Here is a 24,236-nt window from a genome sequence, read left to right on the forward strand (position 1 = left end):
TCAGGGGCCGGATCAGCGAACTTACATGAGGCCCCAGGCCTTGGGCAGGAACAGAACGGTTTCGGGGAAGTAGCTGAAGACGCACAGCAGCGCGGCAAGCACTGCGAAGAAGGGCAGCATTTCCTTGACCAGCTTGTCCAGGCTGACGCCGCTGATGCCCTGCGTCACGAAGAGCACCAGGCCCATGGGAGGAGTGATGAGACCGATGGTGAGGTTGATGACCATGACCACGCCGAAGTGGATGGGGTCGATGCCCACGGCCTCCATGGCGGGAGCGAGGATGGGGCCGAGGATCAGGATGGTGGGACCGGCGTCCATGATGCAGCCGACCAGAAGCAGCGTGATGTTGACGAGCAGGAACAGCAGGTACGGATCGCTCGTGAGGGCCACCAGGGCGGAACCGAGCATCTGCGGGGTATGGCGCAGGCTCACCACGGAGGCAAACGCCACGGCCGCACCCACGAGGATGAGGATCTTGGCGGAAGCGATGGCGGAGTTCGCAAAAATGTGAGGAAGCTGAGAGGGCTTGATCTCACGGGTGTAGAACACGCCGAGCAGCAGGGCATAGAAGGCCGCGATGGCCGCAGCTTCCGTAGCCGTCATGATGCCGCCGAGGATGCCGCCCATGAGGATGACGGGGGTACCCAGGGGCAGGATGGCCTTCTTGGCAGCCTGGCCGCGTTCCGCCCAGCTCGCACGGGGCTTGGGATCGGGGAACACGCCGGAACGGGCACGGAAGGCGATGACCGACATGAGGCCGCCCGCAATCATGAGGCCGGGAATGATGCCGCCCGCGAACATGGCCGCCACGGAGCAGTTTTCCACGAAGGCGTACATGATCATGAGGCCGCTCGGCGGAATGATGGGGGCGAGAATACCGGCGGAAGCGATGATGGCCGCGGAGATGCCTTCAGGATACTTCATTCTCTTCATGGCCGGAATGAGCATGCCGCCCAGAGCCGAGGCGTCGGCCACGGCGGAACCGGAACCGCCGGAGAGCATGACGGAGGCCAGCACGCACACATGACCGAGACCGCCGCGGAAGTGCCCGATGAGGGATTCGGCAAAGGTCACGATACGCACGGTCACACCGCCGGCGCTCATGAGTTCGCCGGCAAGAACGAAGAAGGGAAGCGCCATGAGGGCGAAGCTGTCGACGCCGTTCCACAGACGCTGCATCAGCAGGGGGAAGAAGGCCCACTGGCCGTTCTGAGCAAGGTCGATACCCGGCGCGAGCAGAAGCACATAGACTATGGGAAGACCTATGAGCACAAGGCCGAGGAAGTAGACCAGATAAAACATTTTGAGTGCTGCGATCTTAGCAATGATATTCATGAAAAACTCCGGAAATCATGGATATTTCAGCAGTAACGCCGTCTGGATCAAGCCGCGCGGCTTTCATCGAGTTCCTTCAGCCTGTCCGGGTTGCCGAGGCAGGGAATAAGCTTGAGGAACCACAGCAGACTGGCAAGAAACGTCATGCAGAAGCTGTAGGGCAACACGATGGAAACAATCCACATGGGCAGCTGCATGGCCATGCTGACGGCGGAGAAGGAGCGCTGGATATAGAAGTAGGACTGGTACACGCACACCGAAAGCACAACAAGAGCCAGGGCTTCGGTAATGATGGCCAGCACCACGCCTGTGAAGGTATGACGCATGCGCTGCACAAGAAAGTCCAGAGCCACCAGTTCCCCGCGCTGCTGCGCGTAGGGGAAGAGCAGGAAGGTGATCCACACCATCATGAAGCGGGCGCTCTCTTCCGTCCAGGTGATGCTGTAACCGAAGCAGTAACGCAGAATAACATTCAGCGTCACCACGGCCAGCATACCCGCCATGAGCACGGTGCTGATCTTGACGGCTACGCCGTTGATCCGCCTGATCAGATTGTCAAGCATATTCAGCATATATTTCCTCCGGAAAAAATATATTCATGAAGCTTTTCCGGTTCCACGACGCTCACATGAGCGGCGGGAACAAGCTTTCCGTTTTCAAAGGCGACTTCGTCGTCGTAGGTGCAGGAATTTTCCGCAGCTTCACCGAATACGGTCACAGCTGCAATGCGCTTTCCGTTTTCGATTTCGCCGGTATGGCTCACCACGGGACCGAGCTTGAGCACCGCACCTTCGCGCACGAAGACGGGGATGCGGTCAAGCGCGACGGTTTCTTCCACGGTACGGTCGCCGGCAACGGCCTTGCCCGTCCAGAAGTCGTACCAGGTGCCCTTGGGCAGACGATAGCGCACCTTGCCGCCTTCGCGGACCACGGGCACGACGAGCAGACTGTCGCCCAGCATGTACTGAAGTTCGAAGGGCCACACTTCGGGCTGATCGGGGAAGGAAAGCACCATGGAGCGCATGAGAGGCATACCCGTGGCGGCCGCCTGAGCGCTGGCGTCGGACAGATAGGGGATGAGGCGGTAGCGCAGACGCACCCAGCGGCGGCAGATGTCTTCCGCTTCAGCGCCGTAGGCCCAGGGTTCGCGCGGTCCTATGCCGTGGAAACGCATGTGGGAGCCGAGAGCTCCGGCTTCGGTCCAGCGCACGAACAGTTCGGGCGTGGGCTGATCGCCGTAGAAGCCGCCGATGTCGGAGGAATAGTAGGGAACGCCGCTCATGCCCCAGGAAAGACCGCCGAGGATGGAACCGGCAAGTCCGCCCCAGCTGGACTGGGAGTCGCCCGCCCACTGGATGGGAGCCCGCTGGCTGCCCGCCCAGCCGGAACGGGACCAGCAGAGTGCGTTTTCGCCATAGTAACGGCGTCCGGCTTCGTAGACGCAGAGGTTGTACAGCAGAGAATACACGTTGTGGATGCGGATGCCGTCGTCGCCGTTGCAGGCGTACATGTCGGGCAGCACCTGTTCGCCGAAGTCGGCCTTGATGCAGTCCACACCGGCATCAAACAGTTCCTTGTGGCGGCCGCACCAGTATTCCCAGGCTTCGGGATTGGTGAAGTCCACAAGGCCGCTGTTGGGCAGCTGGGTCAGGACCTGACCGAAGGGGCCGGGATCAAAGGCGTATTCATAGGCCTTGCCGTCCTTGTCGCGGAGCAGCCAGCCCTTTTCCGCCATTTCGCCGAAGAGCTTGTTCTTGATGGAGACCAGCGGATATTCCCACACGCAGATCTTGTAGTTCATGGCCTTCAAGGAATCGCAGAAGGCCTTGGGATCGTCGTAACGGGTGGGGTCCCATTCAAAGGCGAAGCGGGTGTCGGTATCCTGCCAGGCGCGGCCGTCGATGGTGATCACGTCGCAGGGCACGTCCATCTCACGCATCTTGGAAGCGGCTTCCAGCGTTTCGGCGGGCACGCGGTAGTAGGCCTTGGAGAGCCAGAGGCCGAGGCTCCACACCGGGGCCTTGGCGGCACGGCCGGTGAGGTGCGTGTAGCGGCGCAGTATTTCGGCGGGGGTATCGCCGAAGAGGAAGAACAGATCGAGCACGGCGTCCTTCACGTCGAGGCAGAGGCTCTGGTTGGCCCACTGCTGATAGCCGACGCCGATGCGCACATAGGCGGGAGTGTTCACGAACACGCCGTAACCTTCGGGAGACCACACGAAGGGGCAGTTCTTGTAGCAGACGGAGCTGTTCACGCCGAGGGCGTCTTCATTCCACATGTCCAGCAGCATACCGCGGCGGTTCAGCCCCGCGTAGTTCTCGCCGCCGCCGTACACGGCCACGCCGAAGGGCAGGCCCAGAGCGGCAAACCAGCCTTCTTCCGTGGCGGCCACGGGAGGCAGGCGGAACTTGCGCACGAAGTGGCTGTCTTCGGTGACGGGCAGCACGACCTTGCCGTTCTTTTCCAGGCTGTAGGTCAGGGGGGAGCGGGTCAGACGAAGCGCGTATTCACCGCTGGAGCAGAGCACATCATCCTGGCTTTCCAGCACATTCAGGGCCAGACGTTCGTCCTTGGCGCATACAATACCGTAATCGTTGACCTCAGCGTCGCCGAGGCGGACGCGGAAGCAGCCTTCCGCATACACCGTGACCTCAAGCTTTCCGACATCGGTGGAAAAAACAGCCTTGTTCTCGGCAAGAGAAGCCAGGGCCAGCCCCTTGCATGGGGATAGATTCTCAAATTTCTGCATAGTGCTCTGCCTTGTTCTGCTATGACTTATGTTGCAAAGAAATTTCTTCGGAAATAGGGAAACAGTCGGATACGAAAACGGAGACGAACCGTTACGGCCCGCCTCCGTTCCCTGTATTACGCCTTGGTGAGATCCACCACTTCGAGGCCGACCATTTCGGCTATCATTTTGAGCTGTTCGCGGCAGTCGCCGTACACGATGCCGGAATGATGTTCCATACCCTCGGCAATGAGGTTCTTCATGAACTGTTCGGCGGGAATGTCCATGCGGGCCACGCCGGCGGTGCCGGAGAAGGCCAGAGGACGGCTGATCATTTCACCGCCGCCGATGAGCAGGCGCAGCTTGCCCTTGCCCTGGCTGATGCGGGCCAGCGTGAAGCGGCCGGGCTTCAGGCAGAATTCCGAAAGCAGGGGAAGCTTGCGGTTGGAATGAATGGTACCGCGGATGGGGCCTTCGGGATCGGCCATGTCGATGGGGGCCTGGCCGCAGTGCCAGAACACCACGGTGTCGTCCTTCACGTCCACATCCACAAGGTCGGTATTGAACGCGCCGGAGTTCTGCAGGCGGGTGAGAAGCAGAGCGGTGAGCACGCCGTAGAGGTCGCCTTCGCAGCCGCAGGGCACGCCGTCTTCATTCATCATGGCCATGGCGCCGCAGGCGGCCGCGCCGTAGTGGGTGAAGAAGTGGGGCCAGCAGCGCACCGTCATGCCGAGATAGCCCTGTTCGGCGGCCTTGTCGCGCATACGGGCGTAGATCTTGCAGGTCTTGATGGTGGCGTCGTGGTCGAGTTCGCCGAGGTTCGGGAACTGGGCCGCACGGCGGGCATACGGAGCGTCGGCCACGCTGTCGGGCTGAGCCTTGGTTTCCTCGATGAAGTCGAGGATGTCGATATGATCCGTGGTCATGCCGAACAGGCGGAACAGATCGTTGGGGTTGAAGTTGCAGGCATCGAATCCGTCGGGATGTTCGCCGATGAGCAGGAACTTCTGCCCCTTGAGCTGGTTGAGCACGGAAGCGGCCTGAGCGGCATGGAAGATTTCCTTCGCGGCTTCGGGATCGGAAGAATCCTTGTGCACATGGACGATGCTCTTGCCGTGGCGGCTCAGGGCATGGGAAGCCAGGTTGACGCCGCAGAAGGAGTTCAGCAGCAGACGGCCGCCGGTGCGGGCTTCGGACCAGGACCACATGATGACGGGCTTGCCCAGCTTGAGGGCGGCGGCCACGGTGCTTTCCGCGTCGGTGAAGGTCACCTGAATGACCAGAAGAGCGTCCACGTCGGCGGCTTCAATGGCGGGAAGAGCGGCTTCCAGAGCCGCGGCGTCGTAAAGGATTTCCTTACCGCCGACAAGTTCGGCATCCATATCGGCAAGCGTCTTCAGAGCCTGCTCATGCATTTTGGCGGCAAATTCGGTATCAAACGTAGAACGACCCAGAGCGAGCACACCAAGCCTGGGTTTGCGAACAGTGTAAGACATTATGTCCCTCCAGATAATCTTGACCTCAAAAGGCGAAACATCGCCCTTTCGACCCTGCCTCAAACAGTGCCGCATGGTGACCGGAATGACGTCTTTCAGCGGATGACTCCAACTTCATTCCATTGTTACCATTTATGACGGCACAGTCATATTCTCGTCACAAAGCATATCAAGTTTCAATAATTAAGCAAACGCAAATACTCTCAACGGAGAGCATTTCACTCTTATTAACAACTAGTTATGTGTATTTTTATCCGTATATATCTTTTTTGTTAAAAAACTGATCTTTTATTCACATGTTGTACTGCACTATCTGCCCCTCATAAAGCAGTAAAAACAAACCTTGTCGATGCAAAATACGGCTCCATTTTTCTATCACGGGGCCACATTCATACTCTGCAGCGGTTCGTTCCATGACGAGGGGAAGGAAGGGCGGCGTAGCCGCCCTTCGCGTGCCTTACTTCGTGATCTTGTAGACGGCGCAGGAGTCTTCCATACCCATGCCGGCTTCGCTGGCCTGGGTGTAGTAGGCATAAGCCTGTTCGATCATCTTGGGTTCATAGCCCCAGTCGCGGGCCATGGCGCAGCCGAGGCGCAGGTCCTTGGCGGTGAGGTTCACGCCGAAGCGGGCGGCGTAGTCGTTGTCGGCGATCCAGGGGCCGCGCACGTCGAGCTGGAAGCTGCGGGCGCCGGTATCCTGAAGCAGTTCAATGAGCTTGTGGGGGTCCATGCCGGCCAGAGCGCCGATGCGCATACCTTCGGCCAGAACGGCCAGATTGGCCATGCCGATGAGGTTGCTCAGCAGCTTCACGGCGCAGGAGGCGTTCACGGTATCCACGTCGCGGGGCTGACCGATCTTGGAAAAGAGGGGCATGAGCTTTTCGATGGCGGCGCGGTCGCCGCCGATGAACAGGGGTTCTTCGCACTTGGCGGCCATCTGCGGGGTCTTGCCCACGGTGGACTGCACATAGGCGATGCCCTTCTTCTGGGCTTCGGCGGCCATCTGATTGGCGGTGGAAGGATCAATGGTGCTGAAGTCGATATGGATGGCGCCGGACTTCATTTTGGCATACAGGCCGTCTTCGCCGAGCACGGTGCCGGTCACATGCTGAGGCATGGCAAGGCAGGTGCAGAGAACGTCGCACACGGCGAGTTCATCGCGGCTGTGGGCGACCACGGCGCCGTCGGCCACGAATTCTTCAGCACGCTGCACGTTGAGGTCGAAAACGATGACCTTCTCACCGGCGCGCAGAATGTTGCGCGCGATGACGCCGCCCATGTTGCCGAGACCAATAAAACCAAACTGCATTTTTTACTCCTTTCCTCAGGAAAAAGGCTTGCCGCGCATGGCGCGGTCATGAAGAGGAACCCTTCGCGCGGACAGCCCGGCAATCGCCGGAACACCCGCGCCTTCCACTCTGCCGGCCCTCGTTTCGTCGCTTCAGCCCCGGCATCCGGCCGCCGCAAAACGCCCGAGGCCTCTTGCCCACGGAAAGCGGGCGCCCGCAAGGCCGTGCCGGGGTCGCGACGTATGCCGACGGACCTCAAAAGCTGCGTCGTGACGGAGAAACAGGCGGCCCGTAGCCGCAACGGTCCTCCGCGTCACCTGATCCGAACCTGTCGCCCGAAGGCGAGCGGCCCGGAAAATATCCGTTTCTTCCGAACGTGACTGCGTGATATCTGACGGTGACCCTGCCAATATCCCCGTTCCGAATTTCCACGTCCAGAGAATTGCCATCAAAAAGGCACAAACAAGCAGGGGGGCCGGCTCAGGCCTGCCCCCCTGCCGTATCGGTTCTTATTCCGGGTCCGCCCCGTCGCAAAGGGGAGTTCACGACATCGGAGCGGCCGGCCTTCGTACAGGAACGGCGGGAGCCGTGAAAGCTCCCGCCGTCAGGTCAATTACATACCTTCGTGTTCGGTACGGGCGATGACGTCGTTCTGCAGGTCGCGGGACAGGTCGCAGAAGTAGGCGCTGTAACCGGCGATGCGGACCAGCAGGTTGCGGTAGCTCGCGGGGTCCTTCTGCGCGGCTTCCAGCGTCGCACGGTTCACCACGTTGAACTGCAGGTGCCACAGCTTCAGGTCGCACCAGGTACGGATGATGTCCATGACCTTGCGCGTGCCTTCCTCACCGGCCACCGACTTCGGCGAAAGCTTGATGTTCAGCAGACGGGAGGCGCGGTTGATCATCCCGTAGTTCTTGGTGTGGTAGTTGGACAGAAGGTCCGCGGTCGGGCCCTTTTCATCCGCGCCCTGAGAGGCGGAGGATCCGTCGGACAGAGCCGTCCACGCCTTGCGGCCGTTGGGCGTCGCGCAGATCACGTTGCCGAAGGGAACGTGAGAGGTGATCGGCACGTAGCGCACGTCCACATGCACGCCGCGTTCGCGGGTGCTCTTTTCTGCCTCGACCTGCGTGAAGCGGTCGATGTCCTTCGCGATGCTGTCCGCATACGGATCGTTGTTGCCGTAGCGGGGCGCGGACTGCAGCATCTTCTGCACGGGTTCGTAGCCCACGAAGTCCGCGTTGATGGCGTCCAGAACTTCCTGCATGGTCAGCTTCTTTTCTTCGAACACCAGCTTCTTGATGGCGGCAAGGGAGTCCGTCACCGTCGCGTAGCCCAGGAATTCGAAGTAGGAGAAGTCCACGCCGCCGGGGATCTTTTCGGTATGAAGGTCAAGCGCGTTTTCCATGCACAGGTTGTGAAGCACGGAGGACAGAGGCGCGGCGAAGTGCTGGGGACGCAGACGGTCCACGATGTGCTGCTGCTGGAAGGCCTTGTGCAGCAGGTTCATGTGCTGCTTCTTGTACGCTTCGTAGAATTCCTCCCACGTCTTGAAGGAGCACGGATCGCCCGTTTCAAGGCCGATCAGCTCGTCGCCGTAGTGCATCATGCGGCCGTTGTGCAGCACCATTTCCAGAGCCGCGCCGAAGTTGATGTACACGCAGCCGGAGGTGTAGGTGTCGCGGTTCGGATGACGCGTTTCCGTGCAGCCGGAAACCGCGTAGTCCAGAGCTTCGTTCACGGGCACGCCCTTCACCGTGTTCAGGAACACCACTTCTTCGTCGTTGATCAGCTTCGGGAAGCCGGAGCCGTCCTTCACCGTCAGCGCCACTTCATACATGAAGCGTTCGGGAGTGCGGGAATGGATACGCGCGGCAAGGTCGGGGTAGTTCAGAGGGAATTCACGCTTGGATTCCAGGAACAGGTAGGAAAGATCGTTGGTCGCGTCTTCGCCGTCGGGAGTCTGGCCGCCGATGGTCACGGCTTCCCAGTGCGCGTAGCCTTCCTGGAATTCGTTGCCCGTGGGGTTGATGTACAGGTCGATGAACTGAGCCATATCCACCCACATGCATTCCAGAAGTTCGCGGGCCTCTTCACGGGTCATGCGGCCTTCTTCGATGTCCTTCTTGTAGTAGGGGTACAGGTACTGGTCCATGCGGCCGTTGGAAATGATGGCGCTGGCCTTCTGTTCGATGCGGGAGAACATCTGTACGAACCACTGGCACTGCACCGCTTCACGGAACGTACGGGCGGGGTACGCGGGCACGCGTTCGCACACTTCGGCGATGGTCAGAAGCTCGGCCTTGCGCTTGGGATCCGCTTCTTCGGCCGCAAGCCTGCGGGCCAGTTCCACATGGCGGCGGGCCCAGATCATGATGGCGTCGCACACGATGATCATGGCTTCATAGAAGGGCTTCTTTTCCCACAGGTCCACGGAGTTCGTCAGATCCAGGGCCGCCAGGCGCTCCTTCGCTTCATTCTGGATGTCGATGAAGCCGCGCTGAATCACCTTGCCGTAGTCCGGCACCCACTGCAGGGCCGAACGGTAGGAGGAGGTTTCCGAAACCACGAACTTGGACTTCAGGCCGCGTTCGTCGTCGTACGTCACGCCGCGGATCTCCGCCGGAATGACCTTGTTCAGATGTTCATGGTAGGTCTTGCCTTCCCAGTAGGGGGCGATTTCTTCCATGACGATCTTCTTGTCGGCATCGGAAATCTGGAAGGGGCTCTTCGCGCGATGGTCCAGATCGCCCAGCACTTCGCGGTAGAAGTCGCCGTCGATTTCAGGATACAGAATGCCGTAACGGCCGAGCTGGCCCACGCGGCCGGCGAGAAGCTGATCGGGGGTGATGTACACCGTGATCTTTTCGGCCACGTTCTTCAGAGCCTTGGCCCAGCGCAGGGTCAGAAGCTCGCCTTCCGTGGTCTTCATGGATTCGGTGAAGTACTTGGCGCGTTCCACGTCCACATGGGGAATGGTGAACTGGTTGCGTTCGAGAATCTTGTACACGCGCTCACGACCGGCACGATCGACCTTCTTGTTGATGACGCGATCTTCCTGGGGAGAGAGGCAGGCGCAGCACTGGGACATGGATTCCTCCAAAAATGTATGATGGTTGAAAAGCCTTGTGCTTTTCCGTTTTGACACATCTTTCTTTATGCACGAACCGTGCCAATTATCATAATTCATTGTTTTTTATAATATATTTTATTTTTATCGGCATTCGAACACCCTTGCCGCAGCCTGCGTTTTCGTGCATTTTTGCAACATATATTTTATAACATACTGTAATTAAAATATTTTTAAACTTGAGCAAAAAAACACTCCTCCCCTTCTTTACCCCGAAAATTCATTGCATTTTTGCACAAAGAACAGCGGAAAGAACCTGACGCCACCTGCCGCAGCCGCTTTTCTGCCGAAAATCTCCGAAAAACCTTCGGGAGAACACGTCTCCGAGGCAACGACCGACCAAGGAACACCTGTGAAATCGAAAAACGTGCCATGCCCGCGGCGGCCGCGCAAAGCCGCTCCGATCCGGACGGATTCCACCCTTTTGCGGGATATTTCCGCCGAAGAACAGAACGTTCTTTTGCCGGTGAAACCGTTTGACATTTCCCTCCTCTGCCCTACAAACAGGGACAGGGAAAACGGCCCGCCCCGCATTCCTGCCGCAACGGGCGGCAGAAGAGGCAGCCTTCTCGACATGAAGTTCCTCCGAAGCAGCCCGCCCCTTATCTCTTATCCGGGAGCAATCATGATCAGCGATACCCTTTACCTGCGTATCCGGCAGATTCTTCAGCAGTTCGACCAGCTCGCCGCGGGGGGAGCCCCCGTATGTCTGGCCATAGCGGCGCCGGACACGGCACTGGCGGCCCTTCTGCGTATGCCCGGCGTTCATGCGCGCATCGAGCACATGGCCAGAGGCAAAGCCTATACGTCCGCCAAAATGCACTGTTCCACCTCCGCCCTGCATGAACGCCTTATCAGAGAAAAGCTCAGTCTGGCCGATTTCATGGATGAACGCATGACTTCCATGCCCGGCGGCGTCCCTATGTTCGATGAAAACGGCGTGCTCATTGCGGGCATAGGCGTCAGCGGCCGCAGCCCGGAAGAAGACGAAGCCCTGGCGCTGCGCGTGCGCGACGCTCTGCTCGCCCGGCAGGCATAGAGAAAGGGCGGGGAATGAACACCCCGCCCTTTCTTTATGCTTCAGTTTCAACATGCGGCCTTCCACGAGCGTCCTTCCGGGCACGCGTCAGTCGAAGGTCACGCCCCGCTTTTCCAGTTCCTTGACCTTGCGGAAAATGGTGCTTCTGTCCACCTGAAGTTCCCTGGCCACATTGGCGATGTTGCCGTACTTATGCATGGCGGCACGAAGTACCACGGCCTCCATATCCTTCATGATTTCCTTATAATTACGACCGTCGAAGGATATGGCGGGCAGGGAATTGTCGTTCTCTGCCCTGGCGGAGAGCGTACTCACGAAGGGCAGATGCGAAGGCTGTATGATATTCTCGGCGCAGGTGACGGCAAGGCCCTGCACCATATTCTTGAGTTCACGCACGTTGCCCGGCCAGTCGTGATTCTGGATGGCCGCCTCCGCTTCGGGGGAAAATTCCATGGTGCGCCCGTACTTTCTGCAGTAAAAATCCAGAAAAAAACGGGCCATGGGCAGAATGTCGTCGTGCCGTTCCCGAAGCGGCGGAATATGCAGAACGGCGATTTTCAGGCGATAATAGAGATCGCTGCGGAACTCGCCTTCGGCCACGGCCTTTTCCAGATCCCTGTTGGTGGCCGCAATGACGCGCACGTCCAGCTTCCTCGGCGTCGTCGCTCCCACGCGCAGCACCTCGCCGTCCTGCAGAAAGCGCAGAAGCCGCGTCTGCATGGCGATGGGCAGTTCTCCTATTTCGTCGAGAAACACCGTACCCGTGGAAGCGGCCTCGATAAGTCCTACCTTGCCGTTCTTGTTCGCGCCGGAAAACGTGCCCCCCACATAGCCGAACAGCTCCGTTTCGATAAGCTGCGGCGATATGCTGCCGCAGTCCACCTTGATGAAGGGCCGCTCCGCCCTGTCGCTCTCCATATGGATGCGGCGGGCCAGCACGTCCTTGCCCACGCCCGTCTCACCGAGAATCAGTACGGGAGCGTCCGTCTGGGCGAGCACCCGCACCTTGCCGTGCAGACTCGTCATGGTTGCGCTCTGCACGATTTCCGGCATACGGCTTTCCTGCTTGGGCGAATTGCTGAGCTTGGAGAACACCTCCAGAAGTTCCTTCTGAAAGGCCACCTTGCCCTGAAGCTCCTGCAGGCGACTCTCATCGCGGATGAGCGTGACGCAGTAGGAGGCGACGCCGTCACCGTCGAAAATGGGATGCCCTTCCAGCACCAGACGGCGGCCGTTGGCAAGAGTCTGTACCCGGGTCATGGACTTGCCGGTACGCAGTATCTCGGGGTTCAGAATGACGTCGAACACCCGCCTGCCCACAAACTCCTGAATGTTGTGCCCGATCATGCTCGCATGGGGAACGCCGGTAAGCTTTTCGTGCATGGCGTTCAGGAAGAGAACCGTTCCCTGAGCATCGGTCACGCAGACGCCGTCGCTGAACACGTCCAGAAGCTGATCGAGATATTCTTGAAGCATATCGCACACACCGGGTTGTTTTTGCCTTGCTTTTTCTTGTAGCCGAAGCACGCTCCGATTGCAACGCGGGCCGAGCCAGCCCCGGCGGAGGCGAAAAACGCCGCCTGCCGTCCCGGTCGTGCGGAACACTGTCCCTCCTCGCGGGAAAACAAGTCAGGACCACCCGTAAAACGGGTGGCTTGACCAGCCCTGTAAGGGCTTGTTACTTACTCGCGCCTTAAGGGCGCCGGCTTGAACTTCTCTAGTCGGCGCCCTGCCTTTTTTTCAACAGTTCAAGCCCCCATGTACTTTGACTCGTAGCCTGCTCCTAAAGGAGCTTTCCCTGCTTTGGACTGAACGGATCCGTATATTCCCTGCACGTCCTCTTATCAAGCATGATATCTTCTCTATCCTGATCCCGTATATATTTCCTGATCGTTGCTTCGTTCAAACCTACTGTGCTGACGTAATATCCCACGCTCCAGAATCTCCGATTGCCATACCGGTATTTCAGCTGGGAAAATTTATCAAAAATCATCAGTGAACTTTTACCCTTTATATACCCCATAACCGACGATATCGCATACTTTGGCGGTATCATGACAAGCATATGCACATGGTCTATCATCATATGTCCCTCAATAATTTCGATTCCCTTGTAATTACAAAGCTGTCGTATTATTTTTCCTATTTCTTCACGGTATTGCCCGTAAATCACTTTTCTCCTATACTTCGGAGTGAAGACAATATGGTACCTACACAGCCATTTCGTATGTGCCAGATTTTGTTCTTTCGCCATAAAAAAACACCTTTTCGATGTGGACGGGAGCCTGAACAACTCCGTCTTATCGAAAAGGTGTTTTTTCAGGTATAACCATTTTGTGGTCCACCCGCTAAGCGGGTGGTTTTCTGTTTCGGTCGCTTCCGCTCCCTCAACTGCCTAAAGGCCTTAACAGAACGCCGCCGGACGGCACCATGGAGGTGCCGTTCCGACGGCGTTCCCGGAACACTTCCGGCGGGAAAAACGGATTGTCCGCTAGCCCTGGTAGGCGGCCAGCTTTTCGTTGAGTTCCTTCATGAACTTTTCATCGGCCGTCACGCCTTCCAGAAGATAGGGGCGACCGATGTAGCCGTACTTGGGCTGGCCCATGCGATGATAGGTCAGCGCTTCGTACTTGATGTTGGGACGGAAGGGAATCATGCGGCGGATGGCCATGATTTCCTCTTCCGTATCGTTGAAGCCCGGGATCACGGGCGTGCGGATGAGGATGGGCAGATCGGGGAAATTCTCGAAGACGTAGTTGATGTTCTTGAGAATCTGCGTGTTGTCCCTGCCGGTGAAGGTCTTGTGCTTTTCCGCGTCCAGAGACTTGATGTCGAAAATGAGCTGATCGAGCAGCGTACAGGCCTCGGCCAGCACCTTGGTGGGATAATGGCCGCAGGTCTCGATGGTGGTGGAAATACGGTGACGCCGAGCCTCGCGCAGAAGAGCCAGGGCGAATTCCGGCTGGGCCAGAGCCTCGCCGCCGGAAAGGGTGATGCCGCCGCCGGAGCGGGAGTAGAACACGTCGTCTTCCTCCACCTGCGCAATGATGTCTTCCACGCTGGCCTTATAGCCGTAGAAGGACTGCGCTCCCGTGGGGCAGGCTTTCACGCAGGCGCCGCAGCCGTTGCACTTGGAGCGGTCGTAATAGTTGATGCCGTTCACCACGCTCATGGCTCCCGTAGGGCAGGCGTGGGAACAGCGACCGCACACGTCCGCCGAAAGGCAGCGCGAGGGGTTGAAGGCCCTCTCAGGCGTGAAAAGCTGGGATTCGGGGTTGCTGCACCAGCGGCAGCGAAGAGGGCAGCCCTTGAAAAATACCAGCGTGCGGATACCCGCGCCGTCGTGCACACTGAACTTCTGCACGTTGAAGATCATGCCTGTTACTTTGGCGTCCTGCATAATCACTGTCTCCGTAGGTGCGATGAAAGGCGGCCCTGCCGCCGTTTCCTCCGGGCACGTCGACGCGGCACCGACTCCGATGCCGCGTCGACTCGTCCCGAGGAGGGGGAGAGTTACCTCTCCGAAAGCCGGGGAGTCACCTCCCCGGCATGGTTCTTTATCAGCTTCTTCAAGCCGCGTTCTTACATACCTTCGTGTTCGGTACGGGCGATAACGTCGTTCTGCAGATCGCGGGACAGGTCACAGAAGTAGGCGCTGTAACCGGCGATGCGGACCAGCAGGTTGCGGTAGCTCGCGGGGTCCTTCTGCGCGGCTTCCAGCGTCGCACGGTTCACCACGTTGAACTGCAGGTGCCACAGCTTCAGGTCGCACCAGGTACGGATGATGTCCATGACCTTGCGCGTGCCTTCCTCACCGGCCACCGACTTCGGCGAAAGCTTGATGTTCAGCAGACGGGAGGCGCGGTTGATCATCCCGTAGTTCTTGGTGTGGTAGTTGGACAGAAGGTCCGCGGTCGGGCCCTTTTCATCCGCGCCCTGAGAGGCGGAGGAACCGTCGGACAGAGCCGTCCACGCCTTGCGGCCGTTGGGAGTCGCGCAGATCACGTTGCCGAAGGGAACGTGAGAGGTGATCGGCACGTAGCGCACGTCCACATGCACGCCGCGTTCGCGGGTGCTCTTTTCTGCCTCGACCTGCGTGAAGCGGTCGATGTCCTTCGCGATGCTGTCCGCATACGGATCGTTGTTGCCGTAGCGGGGCGCGGACTGCAGCATCTTCTGCACGGGTTCGTAGCCCACGAAGTCCGCGTTGATGGCGTCCAGAACTTCCTGCATGGTCAGCTTCTTTTCTTCGAACACCAGCTTCTTGATGGCGGCAAGGGAGTCCGTCACCGTCGCGTAGCCCAGGAACTCGAAGTAGGAGAAGTCCACGCCGCCGGGGATCTTTTCGGTATGAAGGTCAAGCGCGTTTTCCATGCACAGGTTGTGAAGCACGGAGGACAGAGGCGCGGCGAAGTGCTGGGGACGCAGACGGTCCACGATGTGCTGCTGCTGGAAGGCCTTGTGCAGCAGGTTCATGTGCTGCTTCTTGTACGCTTCGTAGAATTCCTCCCACGTCTTGAAGGAACACGGATCGCCCGTTTCAAGGCCGATCAGCTCGTCGCCGTAGTGCATCATGCGGCCGTTGTGCATCACCATTTCCAGAGCCGCGCCGAAGTTGATGTACACGCAGCCGGAGGTGTAGGTGTCGCGGTTCGGATGACGCGTTTCCGTGCAGCCGGAAACAGCGTAGTCCAGAGCTTCGTTCACCGGCACGCCCTTCACCGTGTTCAGGAACACCACTTCTTCGTCGTTGATCAGCTTCGGGAAGCCGGAGCCGTCCTTCACCGTCAGAGCCACTTCGTACATGAAGCGTTCGGGAGTGCGGGAATGGATACGCGCGGCAAGGTCGGGGTAGTTCAGAGGGAATTCACGCTTGGATTCCAGGAACAGGTAGGAAAGATCGTTGGTCGCGTCTTCGCCGTCGGGAGTCTGGCCGCCGATGGTCACGGCTTCCCAGTGCGCGTAGCCTTCCTGGAATTCGTTGCCCGTGGGGTTGATGTACAGGTCGATGAACTGAGCCATGTCCACCCACATGCATTCCAGAAGTTCGCGGGCCTCTTCACGGGTCATGCGGCCTTCTTCGATGTCCTTCTTGTAGTAGGGGTACAGGTACTGGTCCATGCGGCCGTTGGAAATGATGGCGCTGGCCTTCTGTTCGATGCGGGAGAACATCTGCACGAACCACTGGCACTGCACCGCTTCACGGAACGTACGGGCGGGGTACGCAGGCACGCGTTCGCACACTTCGGCGATGGTCAGAAGTTCGGCCTTGCGCTTGGGATCCGCTTCTTCGGCCGCAAGCCTGCGGGCCAGTTCCACATGGCGGCGGGCCCAGATCATGATGGCGTCGCACACGATGATCATAGCTTCATAGAAGGGCTTCTTTTCCCACAGATCCACGGAGTTCGTCAGATCCAGGGCCGCCAGGCGCTGCTTCGCTTCATTCTGAATGTCGATGAAGCCGCGCTGAATCACCTTGCCGTAGTCCGGAACCCACTGCAGGGCGGAACGGTAGGAGGAGGTTTCGGACACCACGAACTTGGACTTCAGGCCGCGTTCGTCGTCGTACGTCACGCCGCGGATTTCCGCGGGAATGACCTTGTTCAGATGTTCATGGTAGGTCTTGCCTTCCCAGTAGGGGGCGATTTCTTCCATGACGATCTTCTTGTCGGCATCGGAAATCTGGAAGGGGCTCTTCGCGCGATGGTCCAGATCGCCCAGCACTTCGCGGTAGAAGTCGCCGTCGATTTCAGGATACAGAATGCCGTAACGGCCGAGCTGGCCCACGCGGCCGGCGAGAAGCTGATCGGGGGTGATGTACACCGTGATCTTTTCGGCCACGTTCTTCAGAGCCTTGGCCCAGCGCAGGGTCAGAAGCTCGCCTTCCGTGGTCTTCATGGATTCGGTGAAGTACTTGGCGCGCTCCACGTCCACATGGGGAATGGTGAACTGGTTGCGTTCGAGAATCTTGTACACGCGCTCACGGCCGGCGCGATCGACCTTCTTGTTGATGACGCGATCTTCCTGGGGAGAGAGGCAGGCGCAGCACTGGGACATGGATTCCTCCAAAAAATGTATGATGGTTGAAAAGCTTCGTGCTTTTCCGTTTTGCACGTCTTTTCTTATGCACGAACCGTGCCAATTGCCATAACTTGTTGATTTTATGCGATATGCTGAAAATCCACCGTTATTTTCCCCGTCATGTGCCCGTCACATACTGGTGCATTTTTGCAACATTTTTTCCTAACCCATGAAAACAAATCATTTTTTCAGCTTGAGCAAAAAAACACACCACGGGCGTTCCTTCCCCGTTTTGTTGTTTTTTTGCACAACTTCCGTCACCCCAGGCAGAAAAACCATGTGAGGCCTGAGGGAAAAAGGGCCTCTTCCCCCGCCGACGTCTTTCTGATATCATAAAGTATTCCTTATAAGTTCAGCATGTTGCTCCTCCCGCTGCGCTGTTGCCTTCACAGAGAACCGTTTACGAGCAGTCTGTGCTTTCTGGCACGTTTCTTGCAGTCCTCATCCATACAAGAAAGCTCGTCATACCCTCCCGAGGTTTGCATGTCACTTCCCGGTCTCATTCTTTCCCGTCGTTTCTTTACGTCCGCTCTGCCCCTGCTCAAGGAACATATTCCCGATGTCATGGCCGTCTCGGCTGCGGGGCTTGTGGGGGAAGGTTCGGAATGCCTCGGTCTGGACGACGGCATTTCCCGCGATCACGACTGGGGGCCCGCCTTCTGCCTGTGGGTTCCCGACGAGCTTCTGCGTTCGGAACTCGACCGCATAGAACGCGCCCTTTCCGTTCTGCCCGCCGCCTTCGAGGGCTATCCCACCCGCATGGCGGCCGACAAACGCATGGGCCGCGTGGGGCCTCTGCCCGTGAAGGGCTTCTACCGGCGCTTTCTCGGCATGGATCATGTGCCCGTCACCTGGAAGGAATGGCTTTCCATTCCCGAATACCATCTCTGCTCCTGCACCAACGGAGCCGTATTCATGGATGAGGGCGGCGAATTCTCCGCCGTCCGCGAAGAACTTCTCAGGCATTATCCCGAAGACGTGCGACGCAAGAAAATAGCCGCACGCTGCATGATCATGGCGCAGGCCGGGCAGTACAACCTGCCCCGCTGCCTCCAGCGCGGCGACTTCGTGGCGGCCATGCTCGCCACGGCCCGTTTTTCCGAAGCGGCGCTGTCCATGGCCTTTCTGCTCAACCGCCGGTACATGCCCTTCTATAAATGGGCCTGCCGGGCGGCGGAAGATCTGCCGGTACTGGGCAGAAACGTCGTGGAGACCCTGCGCGTTCTTTCGCGCACGGTATGGCAGGATGAAACACGGGGAGCTTCCGCTCTGGAGGCCATTGAAGAGTTCTGCGCCCTGACCGCAAGAGAACTGGAAACGCAGGGACTCTGTCCCAACCAGGGCAACTGGCTGTGGGCCGCAGGACCCGTGGTGCAGATGGGCATACAGGAACCGGAACTGCGCCGCCGCAACGTGATGGAGGACTGATGGAACGCTTCCGCACCGCCTTCGACATGGCAAGAAATCTCCCCGACGCGCAGGCCGAGCCGGCTCTCAGGGAGCTTATCAGGGAATATCCCGCCCTGCCCCCCTTTGAAGAGGGAAGCCTGCGCTACGCGCTGGGGCTCGCCCTCTTCCATCAGAACAGGGCCGAAGAGGCGAGGGAAGAATTTTTCAAGGCCGGCAACCTGCTGGAAAAGGCCCCGGGAGTGAATCTCGCGCTTGCCGTAACGGCGCTTGCCCGCGCCGAACTGGCCTGCGGGCATCTCGATGAGAGCGTGAAAACGGGGCGCAGGGCGCTGGAGTTGCTGCGCGCTCATCTGCCTGCGGACGATCCGCGTATGGCGCCCTCCCTGTTCGCCCTTTCCTTCGGGGAGTACATGGCTCGTCATCTGGACAGAGCCGAAGAGCTGAACCTTCAGGCCAGGGCGCTGTGGGAAAAACAGCGCGGCCCGGAAAGCCTCGAGGTTTCCACCTGTCTGAACAATCTCGGCCGTATTTACGAAGAAGCGGGCCGCAACGAAGAAGGCGTGGCCCATCACCGCGCCGCCCTCGCCATACGGCGCAAGGTTCTGGGCGATCACCCGGAAACCGCCTTCTCCATGGGCAACCTCGGCACGGCTCTGGCCGCCGCGAATCACTGGAAGGAAGCTGCGGAAATGCTGGAGGAAGCCATCGCCTGCTATGCGCGCTGCGGCCGCACGGAAGGCGAGGACATCGAGGGCTACCGCTATAATCTGAGCATCTGCAAAAAGGCGCTTTCGTAAGGAAAGCCTTTTATCAAGGAGTGTGCCATGAGCATTGAAGAAGAAAAGGAACGTCTGATTGCAAAAATCGTCGACATCGAACTCGATATGTTCCTGTCCACGCCCAACGAAGGGGGCACCAGCGTCTGCCAGACGCGGCCGAACTCCTTCCGCGTCATGCGCTGGATGAACCACTGCACCCACGATACGGCCACGCTGGAATCCTATCTGGAAGATCTGGAAGAAGCCGTCGCCGCGGGCCGCAACCTCATGATCGAAAAGTACGCCCGCATGGACGACCGTCTGCCTCCGCTTTCCACGAGCCCCCTGCTCGATGAAATCACCGATATGGAAATCCGCTTCCTCCAGGAAGCCGCCGCCCGCTACCCCCACGCCATCAGCGTCAACTGCGACAGCATCTTCCGCCGTTATTTCCGCTGCGAGCTGGAAACGCTTTCCGAACGCACCCTCAGGCTGTACGCCGCGGAAATGAGGCGCGCCGTACAGGAAGGCCGCAACACCGCCGTGGAACGCTACGACAGCCTGTGGCGCAAGCTGGGCGAAGGTTCGCTCGAAGCCTACGAAAAAAAGCTGGCCGCACGGCAGTAACCCTATAAAGGAGTGAACATGAGCTCTTTCTCCACCATCGCCTGCTGCATAGACCTCACGGAACAAAACGACGACATCGTCAGCTACACCAGGGAAATGGCTGAACTGACGGGCGCGAAGCTCCTGCTCGTGCATGTGCTGCCTCCCACCGGGGCCTTCGCCAGCTACGGCGCCAGCAGAGAACTTCTGCAGAAGGTGGCCGCCGAAAGCCGCCAGGAAACCGAAAAATACGTGAAGGAATTCGCCGAGAAGTATTTCTCCGGTCTGCCCTGCGAACCGCTCATTCTTACCGGACGCATCGACAAGGCCCTCAACGAACTCGTGGACAAGCGCTGCGCCGACCTCATCATCATGGGCAGCCTCAACACCAAGGGTCTGTTCAACTTCTCCGGCAGCACCAGCCGTCTCATCGGACACAGCCGCATTCCGGTCATGGTCATTCCCAACGACCTGAGTCTGGAATGCGAACCCGAGGAAGGCTTCTGATTTCTCCTCCGGGCGCGCCCTTCCCGGCCCTGCCCGGCGCATCCCCCTCAAAAGAGGAAAGGTTCCGCCGCGTCGCGCGGCGCGCGCGGAACCTTCGTACGGCTCAACCGCGCTTTCCCCAAGCGGAAAGGCACGTCCTTTCCCATCGGAGTATGTCATGATTTTCGACTTCCGTCTCCGTCCCCCGTACAAGGGTTTCAAGAATCTCGGCATCTTCAGCCCCGTCTGCAATGAGGCCGCCCCCCAGAAATACCACGGCATTCCCAGCGAAGCCGCGGAAAAGAAGGATCTCGACCTGTTCTGGAAGGAAATGGAAGAAGCGGGCATATCCGCCGGCGTCATCATCGGCCGTCAGGTTCCCAACGATGCCGCCTCCGTTTCCAACGACGACATTCTCGACATGGCCAGAGAATTCCCCGGCAAGATCATTCCCTTCGGCAGCCTGGACATCACCCGCGGCGTGGCCGCCACCATGGACGAGCTGGAACGCTGCATTGAAGGCGGCATCAAGGGCGTGGCCATGGAACCCGCCTACGCCATGCCTCCCCGCAAGGCCGACGCCAACGTGCTCTACCCCCTGTACGCCCGCTGCGAAAAGGCCGGCATTCCCATGGTGCTTACCCTGAGCTTCTTCCAGGGCACTCTGGAATATTCCGACCCCGCCACCGTGCAGCATGTGGCCAACGACTTCCCGAACCTGCAGATCGTGGTTGCCCACGGCTGCTACCCCTGGATTCCCATGATCTTCCAGGTGGCCATCACCAACAAGAACGTGTGGCTGCTGCCCGACATCTACATGCTGAACCCCACGGCTCCCGGCAACCAGATGTTCGGCGACGCCATGAAGTGGCTCGACGGCGAACGCATCCTCTACGGTTCCGCCTGGCCCTGCTACAACATGAAGCAGGCCATTCAGGACCTGGAACGCTTCAACTTCTCCCCCGAACACAAGGAAAAGTTCTTCTACAAGAACGCCGAAAAGCTGCTCGGCATGAAGCTCGCGTAAGCTCTTTCTGAAAAAGGCCCCTGCCTTGAGCGCCGGTGAATCTTCACCGGCGCTTTTTTATGGCCGAAACGCGCCCCCTTCCCTCAAGGTTCCCACGCTCTGCACGGCGGGCATACGCAAAGGGAAGCTTCCCCGAACGGGAAACTCCCCTTTTTCCGACACCTCGACATTCCGGCGCGCGAACCTCAGAGGCCGAGCGACTCCAGCGCGCGGCAAAGAAGTTCTTCCGGCGAAAGGCGCGCGTCCAGCACACGAAAACGCCCGGGCCAGCGCGAAGCGCGTTTCAGAAAGCCGTCGCGTATGCGCTGATGAAAGGCCGTCTCCTCGGCTTCAAAACGGCCCTCGCTTTCGCTCAGACCTTCGCGTCCGTTGCGTGCAAGCGCGCGCTCAAGCCCCGTTTCCACGGGCAGATCGAGCAGCAGCGTCCTGTCGGGCCAGAGGCCTCCGGTTGCGTAATCGTTGAGACGCTGCAGCATTTCCACATCCATGCCGCGCCCGTAGCCCTGATAGGCAATGGTGGAATCGGCATAACGGTCGCACAGCACCCATGCCCCCTCCGCGAGAGCGGGCCGTATGGTTTCCGCCACATGCTGCGCCCTGTCGGCCAGAAAGAGAAAAAGCTCCGCCCGCTCGTCCACGCGGCTCGACACGTCGAGCAGAAGCGGCCGTATGCGCGCCCCGAGAGCACAGCCGCCCGGTTCGCGCGTACGCACAAAGGCCATGCCGCGACGTTCCAGCTCCCGGGAAAGAAGATTCAGAAGCGTGCTCTTTCCCGCGCCTTCCACGCCTTCTACAGTAACGAACACTGCCGCTCCTCCTGCCTGTTTTCCGCTTTCTTCTCCTGTTTTGCGCCTTTTGCCGCTCCGGGAGCCTCCGGTGTACGCACGGGACGGCACAGGCTCCGGCCGAGCAGGCTCTGATAGGCGCTCCAGCTCATGCCTTCCGCATCATCCTGCGGCAGCAGGCTCCGGCACTGGGCGAGCTTGGCGTCGATGTTGTCGGCGTAATGCAGCACGAAGGCCTCGGGCGTGCAGGGTTCGCGCACGGCGCCGAACTGCAGCTCGCCGTGATGGCTGGCGATGAGGTGCTTGAAATGCATGACCAGTTCCGGCTCAAGCCCCGACTTCTTCAGGAAGGGTTCGAGCATGATGATGCCCTGCATGATGTGCCCGAGGAGCCTGCCCTCATCGGTATATTCCGTAACCAGCAGTCCGCCCATTTCCTCAAGCTTGCCTATATCATGCATAAGAGCCGCGGCGAGCAGGGTCTGCCGGTCGAGCTCGGGATAATGACCGGCCATGAGCATACACAGCTTCGCCACGGAAAGCATGTGTTCCAGAAGTCCCCCCGCATAGGCATGATGGACGCTCTTTGCGGCGGGAGCCGTGAGAAGACGCGGACGGATGTTCCTGTCGGAAAGTACCGCACGCATAAACTTCTTCCACGGCCTGTGCGTAAGCTCCGCCTCGCACAGGGCCTCGATCTCCTCGAGCATGTCTCCTGCGGGTCTCGGGCTGGAAGGCAGGTAGTCTTCCATGGGAAGCGCGGCAATCTCCTCATCTTCAAGCACTCGCAGATTGTCCACCGTAAGCTGAAGCTGATCGCGGTACAGGGAAACCCGGCCCTCCACTTCCACCATCTGCCCCGCCGAAAGCGCCGGCAGGGAAAGACTGAGCGGGCTCCATATCTTGGCTTCCAGCGTGCCGCTCGCATCCTTGAGCTCCAGTCTCCAGTACGGCCCGTTGCGGGACTGCTGAAGCGATGCCTGACTGACCAGATAGCAGGAGGAAAGTTCTTCGCCGGCGGATACGGCGCTGATGTTCCGGTGTTCCCTCATGGTTGCCTCGGAAGGATATTTGACTTTTGATTGCCGTTTTATACAAGAAAGCATGGGAAGCGGCACAGCAGCCGCTTCCCGCGTCATAAGTTCCTTTCTTTCCACTATATGGCGCGGAAGGGCTTGTCAAAGCCTTTCCCCCGCCCGAGGAGTCTCCATGCGCATCCTCATCAGCAACGACGACGGCATATACAGTTCAAACCTTCACCTGCTCTACGCATCCCTCCGCCGGGCCGGACACGATGTGCGGGCCGTGGCGCCGGCCGAACAGCATTCCGGCGCGGGCTGCTGTCTTACGGTGCACGGCCCCATACTGACGAACAGAGTGAGCATTCCCCATGCCTCCGGCGGCCCCTTCGAAGGCATCGCCGTTTCCGGCACGCCCGCGGACTGCGTGATTCTCGCCCTGCGCGGCATCATGCCCGAATTCCGGCCGGAACTTGTGATCTCCGGCATCAATTTCGGCCCCAACGCCGGACAGGACGTGTTCTTCTCCGGCACCGTGGGCGCGGCCATACAGGCCGCCATGTACGGACTCCCCACCATGGCGGTGTCGCACTGCGCCCATTCCGGTATCACCATGGCCCATGCCGACCTTGCGGTACGCCTGGCCGAAGCCATGGACTGGGCGAACCTGCCCCTGCACCGCGTGTACAACCTCAACCTGCCCGACTGCCCGGCGGAAGAAATCCGCGGCCTCAAGGTATGCCGCCACAGCACCGACTGGGCCTGTCTTGACTCCTACGAGCGCCGTTTCTCCCCGAGGGGAAGGGAATATTACTGGATGATCGACCCGTTCCAGCACTTCCAGCTGGAAGATGAAGGCACCGATAAAAGCTGGCTGCACAAAGGCTGGGCCACCCTTTCGCCTCTGAACATAGACCTCAATGATGAAGACACAGCAAAAAAGCTGAACGAAAACAAGCTCTGGGAGGCCGCTCTCTCATAAAAAGGGAAAAGAGCGATTCTTTTACTCGCCATCCCTTGCGAAAATTCCCCACTGCGGATACAAAAGAA

At 59.2% G+C, this 24,236-nt stretch carries 21 protein-coding genes; 7 read left to right on the forward strand and 14 right to left on the reverse strand.

The genetic code is table 11. The annotated features are described in order from the left end of the window. Positions 1 to 21 precede the first annotated feature (21 nt). From CZ345_RS15435 to CZ345_RS16790, 7 genes are all read right to left on the reverse strand, one after another. Complete coding sequence (locus tag CZ345_RS15435) at positions 22 to 1,335, reverse strand: TRAP transporter large permease (RefSeq protein WP_077073944.1); 1,314 nt, start codon at positions 1,333 to 1,335, stop codon at positions 22 to 24. Positions 1,336 to 1,382: 47 nt separating this feature from the next. After that, complete coding sequence (locus CZ345_RS15440; protein WP_077073945.1) at positions 1,383 to 1,907, reverse strand: TRAP transporter small permease; 525 nt, start codon at positions 1,905 to 1,907, stop codon at positions 1,383 to 1,385. After that, entirely contained in the window at positions 1,901 to 4,084 is a 2,184-nt protein-coding gene (locus tag CZ345_RS15445) for a glycoside hydrolase family 31 protein (protein ID WP_077073946.1), read from the reverse strand. Before CZ345_RS15445 ends, CZ345_RS15440 begins: the two co-directional genes overlap by 7 nt. A gap of 116 nt (positions 4,085 to 4,200) precedes the next feature. After that, entirely contained in the window at positions 4,201 to 5,559 is a 1,359-nt protein-coding gene (locus CZ345_RS15450) for a fucose isomerase (protein ID WP_077073947.1), read from the reverse strand. 457 nt (positions 5,560 to 6,016) lie between these two features. Then, entirely contained in the window at positions 6,017 to 6,868 is an 852-nt protein-coding gene (locus CZ345_RS15455; protein ID WP_077073948.1) for an NAD(P)-dependent oxidoreductase, read from the reverse strand. Positions 6,869 to 7,461: 593 nt separating this feature from the next. Then, positions 7,462 to 9,936: a (2S)-3-sulfopropanediol dehydratase gene (hpsG, locus tag CZ345_RS15460; protein WP_077073949.1), complete on the reverse strand. Its 2,475-nt coding sequence runs from the start codon at positions 9,934 to 9,936 to the stop codon at positions 7,462 to 7,464. A gap of 246 nt (positions 9,937 to 10,182) precedes the next feature. Beyond that, positions 10,183 to 10,458 (reverse strand): hypothetical protein, encoded by a 276-nt coding sequence (locus tag CZ345_RS16790; RefSeq protein WP_144277391.1) that lies wholly within the window; start codon positions 10,456 to 10,458, stop codon positions 10,183 to 10,185. A gap of 142 nt (positions 10,459 to 10,600) precedes the next feature. Here CZ345_RS16790 and CZ345_RS15465 point away from each other — a divergent pair, with 142 nt between their 5' ends. Further along, a complete protein-coding gene (locus tag CZ345_RS15465) occupies positions 10,601 to 11,014 on the forward strand; it encodes a GlcG/HbpS family heme-binding protein (RefSeq protein WP_077074144.1) in 414 nt (137 codons plus the stop codon). 87 nt (positions 11,015 to 11,101) lie between these two features. Here CZ345_RS15465 and CZ345_RS15470 read toward each other — a convergent pair whose 3' ends face one another. From CZ345_RS15470 to CZ345_RS16795, 5 genes are all read right to left on the reverse strand, one after another. Continuing rightward, positions 11,102 to 12,490 (reverse strand): sigma-54 interaction domain-containing protein, encoded by a 1,389-nt coding sequence (locus CZ345_RS15470; RefSeq protein WP_077073950.1) that lies wholly within the window; start codon positions 12,488 to 12,490, stop codon positions 11,102 to 11,104. 307 nt (positions 12,491 to 12,797) lie between these two features. Then, positions 12,798 to 13,268, reverse strand: a complete 471-nt coding sequence (gene tnpA, locus CZ345_RS15475; RefSeq protein ID WP_077072450.1) for an IS200/IS605 family transposase — start codon at positions 13,266 to 13,268, stop codon at positions 12,798 to 12,800. 237 nt (positions 13,269 to 13,505) lie between these two features. Continuing rightward, positions 13,506 to 14,414 carry a (2S)-3-sulfopropanediol dehydratase activating enzyme gene (hpsH, locus tag CZ345_RS15480; protein ID WP_077073951.1) on the reverse strand — a complete coding sequence of 303 codons (909 nt, stop codon included), beginning with the start codon at positions 14,412 to 14,414 and terminating at the stop codon, positions 13,506 to 13,508. Positions 14,415 to 14,596: 182 nt separating this feature from the next. Continuing rightward, positions 14,597 to 17,071 carry a (2S)-3-sulfopropanediol dehydratase gene (hpsG, locus tag CZ345_RS15485; RefSeq protein WP_077073952.1) on the reverse strand — a complete coding sequence of 825 codons (2,475 nt, stop codon included), beginning with the start codon at positions 17,069 to 17,071 and terminating at the stop codon, positions 14,597 to 14,599. Positions 17,072 to 17,213: 142 nt separating this feature from the next. Then, entirely contained in the window at positions 17,214 to 17,429 is a 216-nt protein-coding gene (locus tag CZ345_RS16795; protein WP_144277393.1) for a hypothetical protein, read from the reverse strand. Positions 17,430 to 17,578: 149 nt separating this feature from the next. On the opposite strand from CZ345_RS16795, the gene CZ345_RS15490 reads away from it, so the two are divergent. The 5 genes from CZ345_RS15490 to CZ345_RS15510 all read left to right on the forward strand — a co-directional run bounded on the left by CZ345_RS15490 (position 17,579) and on the right by CZ345_RS15510 (position 21,382). Next, positions 17,579 to 18,523: a DUF4037 domain-containing protein gene (locus tag CZ345_RS15490; protein ID WP_077073953.1), complete on the forward strand. Its 945-nt coding sequence runs from the start codon at positions 17,579 to 17,581 to the stop codon at positions 18,521 to 18,523. Beyond that, positions 18,523 to 19,302: a tetratricopeptide repeat protein gene (locus tag CZ345_RS15495; RefSeq protein WP_077073954.1), complete on the forward strand. Its 780-nt coding sequence runs from the start codon at positions 18,523 to 18,525 to the stop codon at positions 19,300 to 19,302. Before CZ345_RS15490 ends, CZ345_RS15495 begins: the two co-directional genes overlap by 1 nt. Before the next feature lie 27 nt (positions 19,303 to 19,329). After that, a complete protein-coding gene (locus CZ345_RS15500) occupies positions 19,330 to 19,890 on the forward strand; it encodes a DUF4125 family protein (protein WP_077073955.1) in 561 nt (186 codons plus the stop codon). Positions 19,891 to 19,908: 18 nt separating this feature from the next. Continuing rightward, positions 19,909 to 20,376 (forward strand): universal stress protein, encoded by a 468-nt coding sequence (locus CZ345_RS15505; protein WP_077073956.1) that lies wholly within the window; start codon positions 19,909 to 19,911, stop codon positions 20,374 to 20,376. Between the two features lie 157 nt (positions 20,377 to 20,533). Then, positions 20,534 to 21,382: an amidohydrolase family protein gene (locus tag CZ345_RS15510; RefSeq protein WP_077073957.1), complete on the forward strand. Its 849-nt coding sequence runs from the start codon at positions 20,534 to 20,536 to the stop codon at positions 21,380 to 21,382. Between the two features lie 185 nt (positions 21,383 to 21,567). Here the strand turns inward: CZ345_RS15510 and tmk are convergent, their stop codons facing one another. Both tmk and CZ345_RS15520 read right to left on the reverse strand, forming a co-directional pair. Beyond that, positions 21,568 to 22,188, reverse strand: a complete 621-nt coding sequence (gene tmk, locus CZ345_RS15515) for a dTMP kinase (protein WP_077073958.1) — start codon at positions 22,186 to 22,188, stop codon at positions 21,568 to 21,570. Then, a complete protein-coding gene (locus tag CZ345_RS15520; RefSeq protein WP_077074145.1) occupies positions 22,173 to 23,219 on the reverse strand; it encodes a 3'-5' exoribonuclease YhaM family protein in 1,047 nt (348 codons plus the stop codon). Before CZ345_RS15520 ends, tmk begins: the two co-directional genes overlap by 16 nt. A gap of 157 nt (positions 23,220 to 23,376) precedes the next feature. Between CZ345_RS15520 and surE the strand changes: the two genes are divergently transcribed. Further along, entirely contained in the window at positions 23,377 to 24,168 is a 792-nt protein-coding gene (surE, locus tag CZ345_RS15525; RefSeq protein ID WP_077073959.1) for a 5'/3'-nucleotidase SurE, read from the forward strand. Positions 24,169 to 24,236: the final 68 nt, after the last annotated feature.

The sequence above is a fragment of the Mailhella massiliensis genome (genome assembly GCF_900155525.1).
Lineage (GTDB): Bacteria > Desulfobacterota > Desulfovibrionia > Desulfovibrionales > Desulfovibrionaceae > Mailhella > Mailhella massiliensis.

Coding starts and splice junctions, on each gene's coding strand:
- CZ345_RS15435 (WP_077073944.1), bottom strand. CDS start 1,335: ATGAATATCATTGCTAAGATCGCAGCACTCAAAATGTTTTATCTGGTC.
- CZ345_RS15440 (WP_077073945.1), bottom strand. CDS start 1,907: ATGCTGAATATGCTTGACAATCTGATCAGGCGGATCAACGGCGTAGCC.
- CZ345_RS15445 (WP_077073946.1), bottom strand. CDS start 4,084: ATGCAGAAATTTGAGAATCTATCCCCATGCAAGGGGCTGGCCCTGGCT.
- CZ345_RS15450 (WP_077073947.1), bottom strand. CDS start 5,559: ATGTCTTACACTGTTCGCAAACCCAGGCTTGGTGTGCTCGCTCTGGGT.
- CZ345_RS15455 (WP_077073948.1), bottom strand. CDS start 6,868: ATGCAGTTTGGTTTTATTGGTCTCGGCAACATGGGCGGCGTCATCGCG.
- hpsG (WP_077073949.1), bottom strand. CDS start 9,936: ATGTCCCAGTGCTGCGCCTGCCTCTCTCCCCAGGAAGATCGCGTCATC.
- CZ345_RS16790 (WP_144277391.1), bottom strand. CDS start 10,458: ATGTCAAACGGTTTCACCGGCAAAAGAACGTTCTGTTCTTCGGCGGAA.
- CZ345_RS15465 (WP_077074144.1), top strand. CDS start 10,601: ATGATCAGCGATACCCTTTACCTGCGTATCCGGCAGATTCTTCAGCAG.
- CZ345_RS15470 (WP_077073950.1), bottom strand. CDS start 12,490: ATGCTTCAAGAATATCTCGATCAGCTTCTGGACGTGTTCAGCGACGGC.
- tnpA (WP_077072450.1), bottom strand. CDS start 13,268: ATGGCGAAAGAACAAAATCTGGCACATACGAAATGGCTGTGTAGGTAC.
- hpsH (WP_077073951.1), bottom strand. CDS start 14,414: ATGCAGGACGCCAAAGTAACAGGCATGATCTTCAACGTGCAGAAGTTC.
- hpsG (WP_077073952.1), bottom strand. CDS start 17,071: ATGTCCCAGTGCTGCGCCTGCCTCTCTCCCCAGGAAGATCGCGTCATC.
- CZ345_RS16795 (WP_144277393.1), bottom strand. CDS start 17,429: ATGATATCAGAAAGACGTCGGCGGGGGAAGAGGCCCTTTTTCCCTCAG.
- CZ345_RS15490 (WP_077073953.1), top strand. CDS start 17,579: ATGTCACTTCCCGGTCTCATTCTTTCCCGTCGTTTCTTTACGTCCGCT.
- CZ345_RS15495 (WP_077073954.1), top strand. CDS start 18,523: ATGGAACGCTTCCGCACCGCCTTCGACATGGCAAGAAATCTCCCCGAC.
- CZ345_RS15500 (WP_077073955.1), top strand. CDS start 19,330: ATGAGCATTGAAGAAGAAAAGGAACGTCTGATTGCAAAAATCGTCGAC.
- CZ345_RS15505 (WP_077073956.1), top strand. CDS start 19,909: ATGAGCTCTTTCTCCACCATCGCCTGCTGCATAGACCTCACGGAACAA.
- CZ345_RS15510 (WP_077073957.1), top strand. CDS start 20,534: ATGATTTTCGACTTCCGTCTCCGTCCCCCGTACAAGGGTTTCAAGAAT.
- CZ345_RS15520 (WP_077074145.1), bottom strand. CDS start 23,219: ATGAGGGAACACCGGAACATCAGCGCCGTATCCGCCGGCGAAGAACTT.
- surE (WP_077073959.1), top strand. CDS start 23,377: ATGCGCATCCTCATCAGCAACGACGACGGCATATACAGTTCAAACCTT.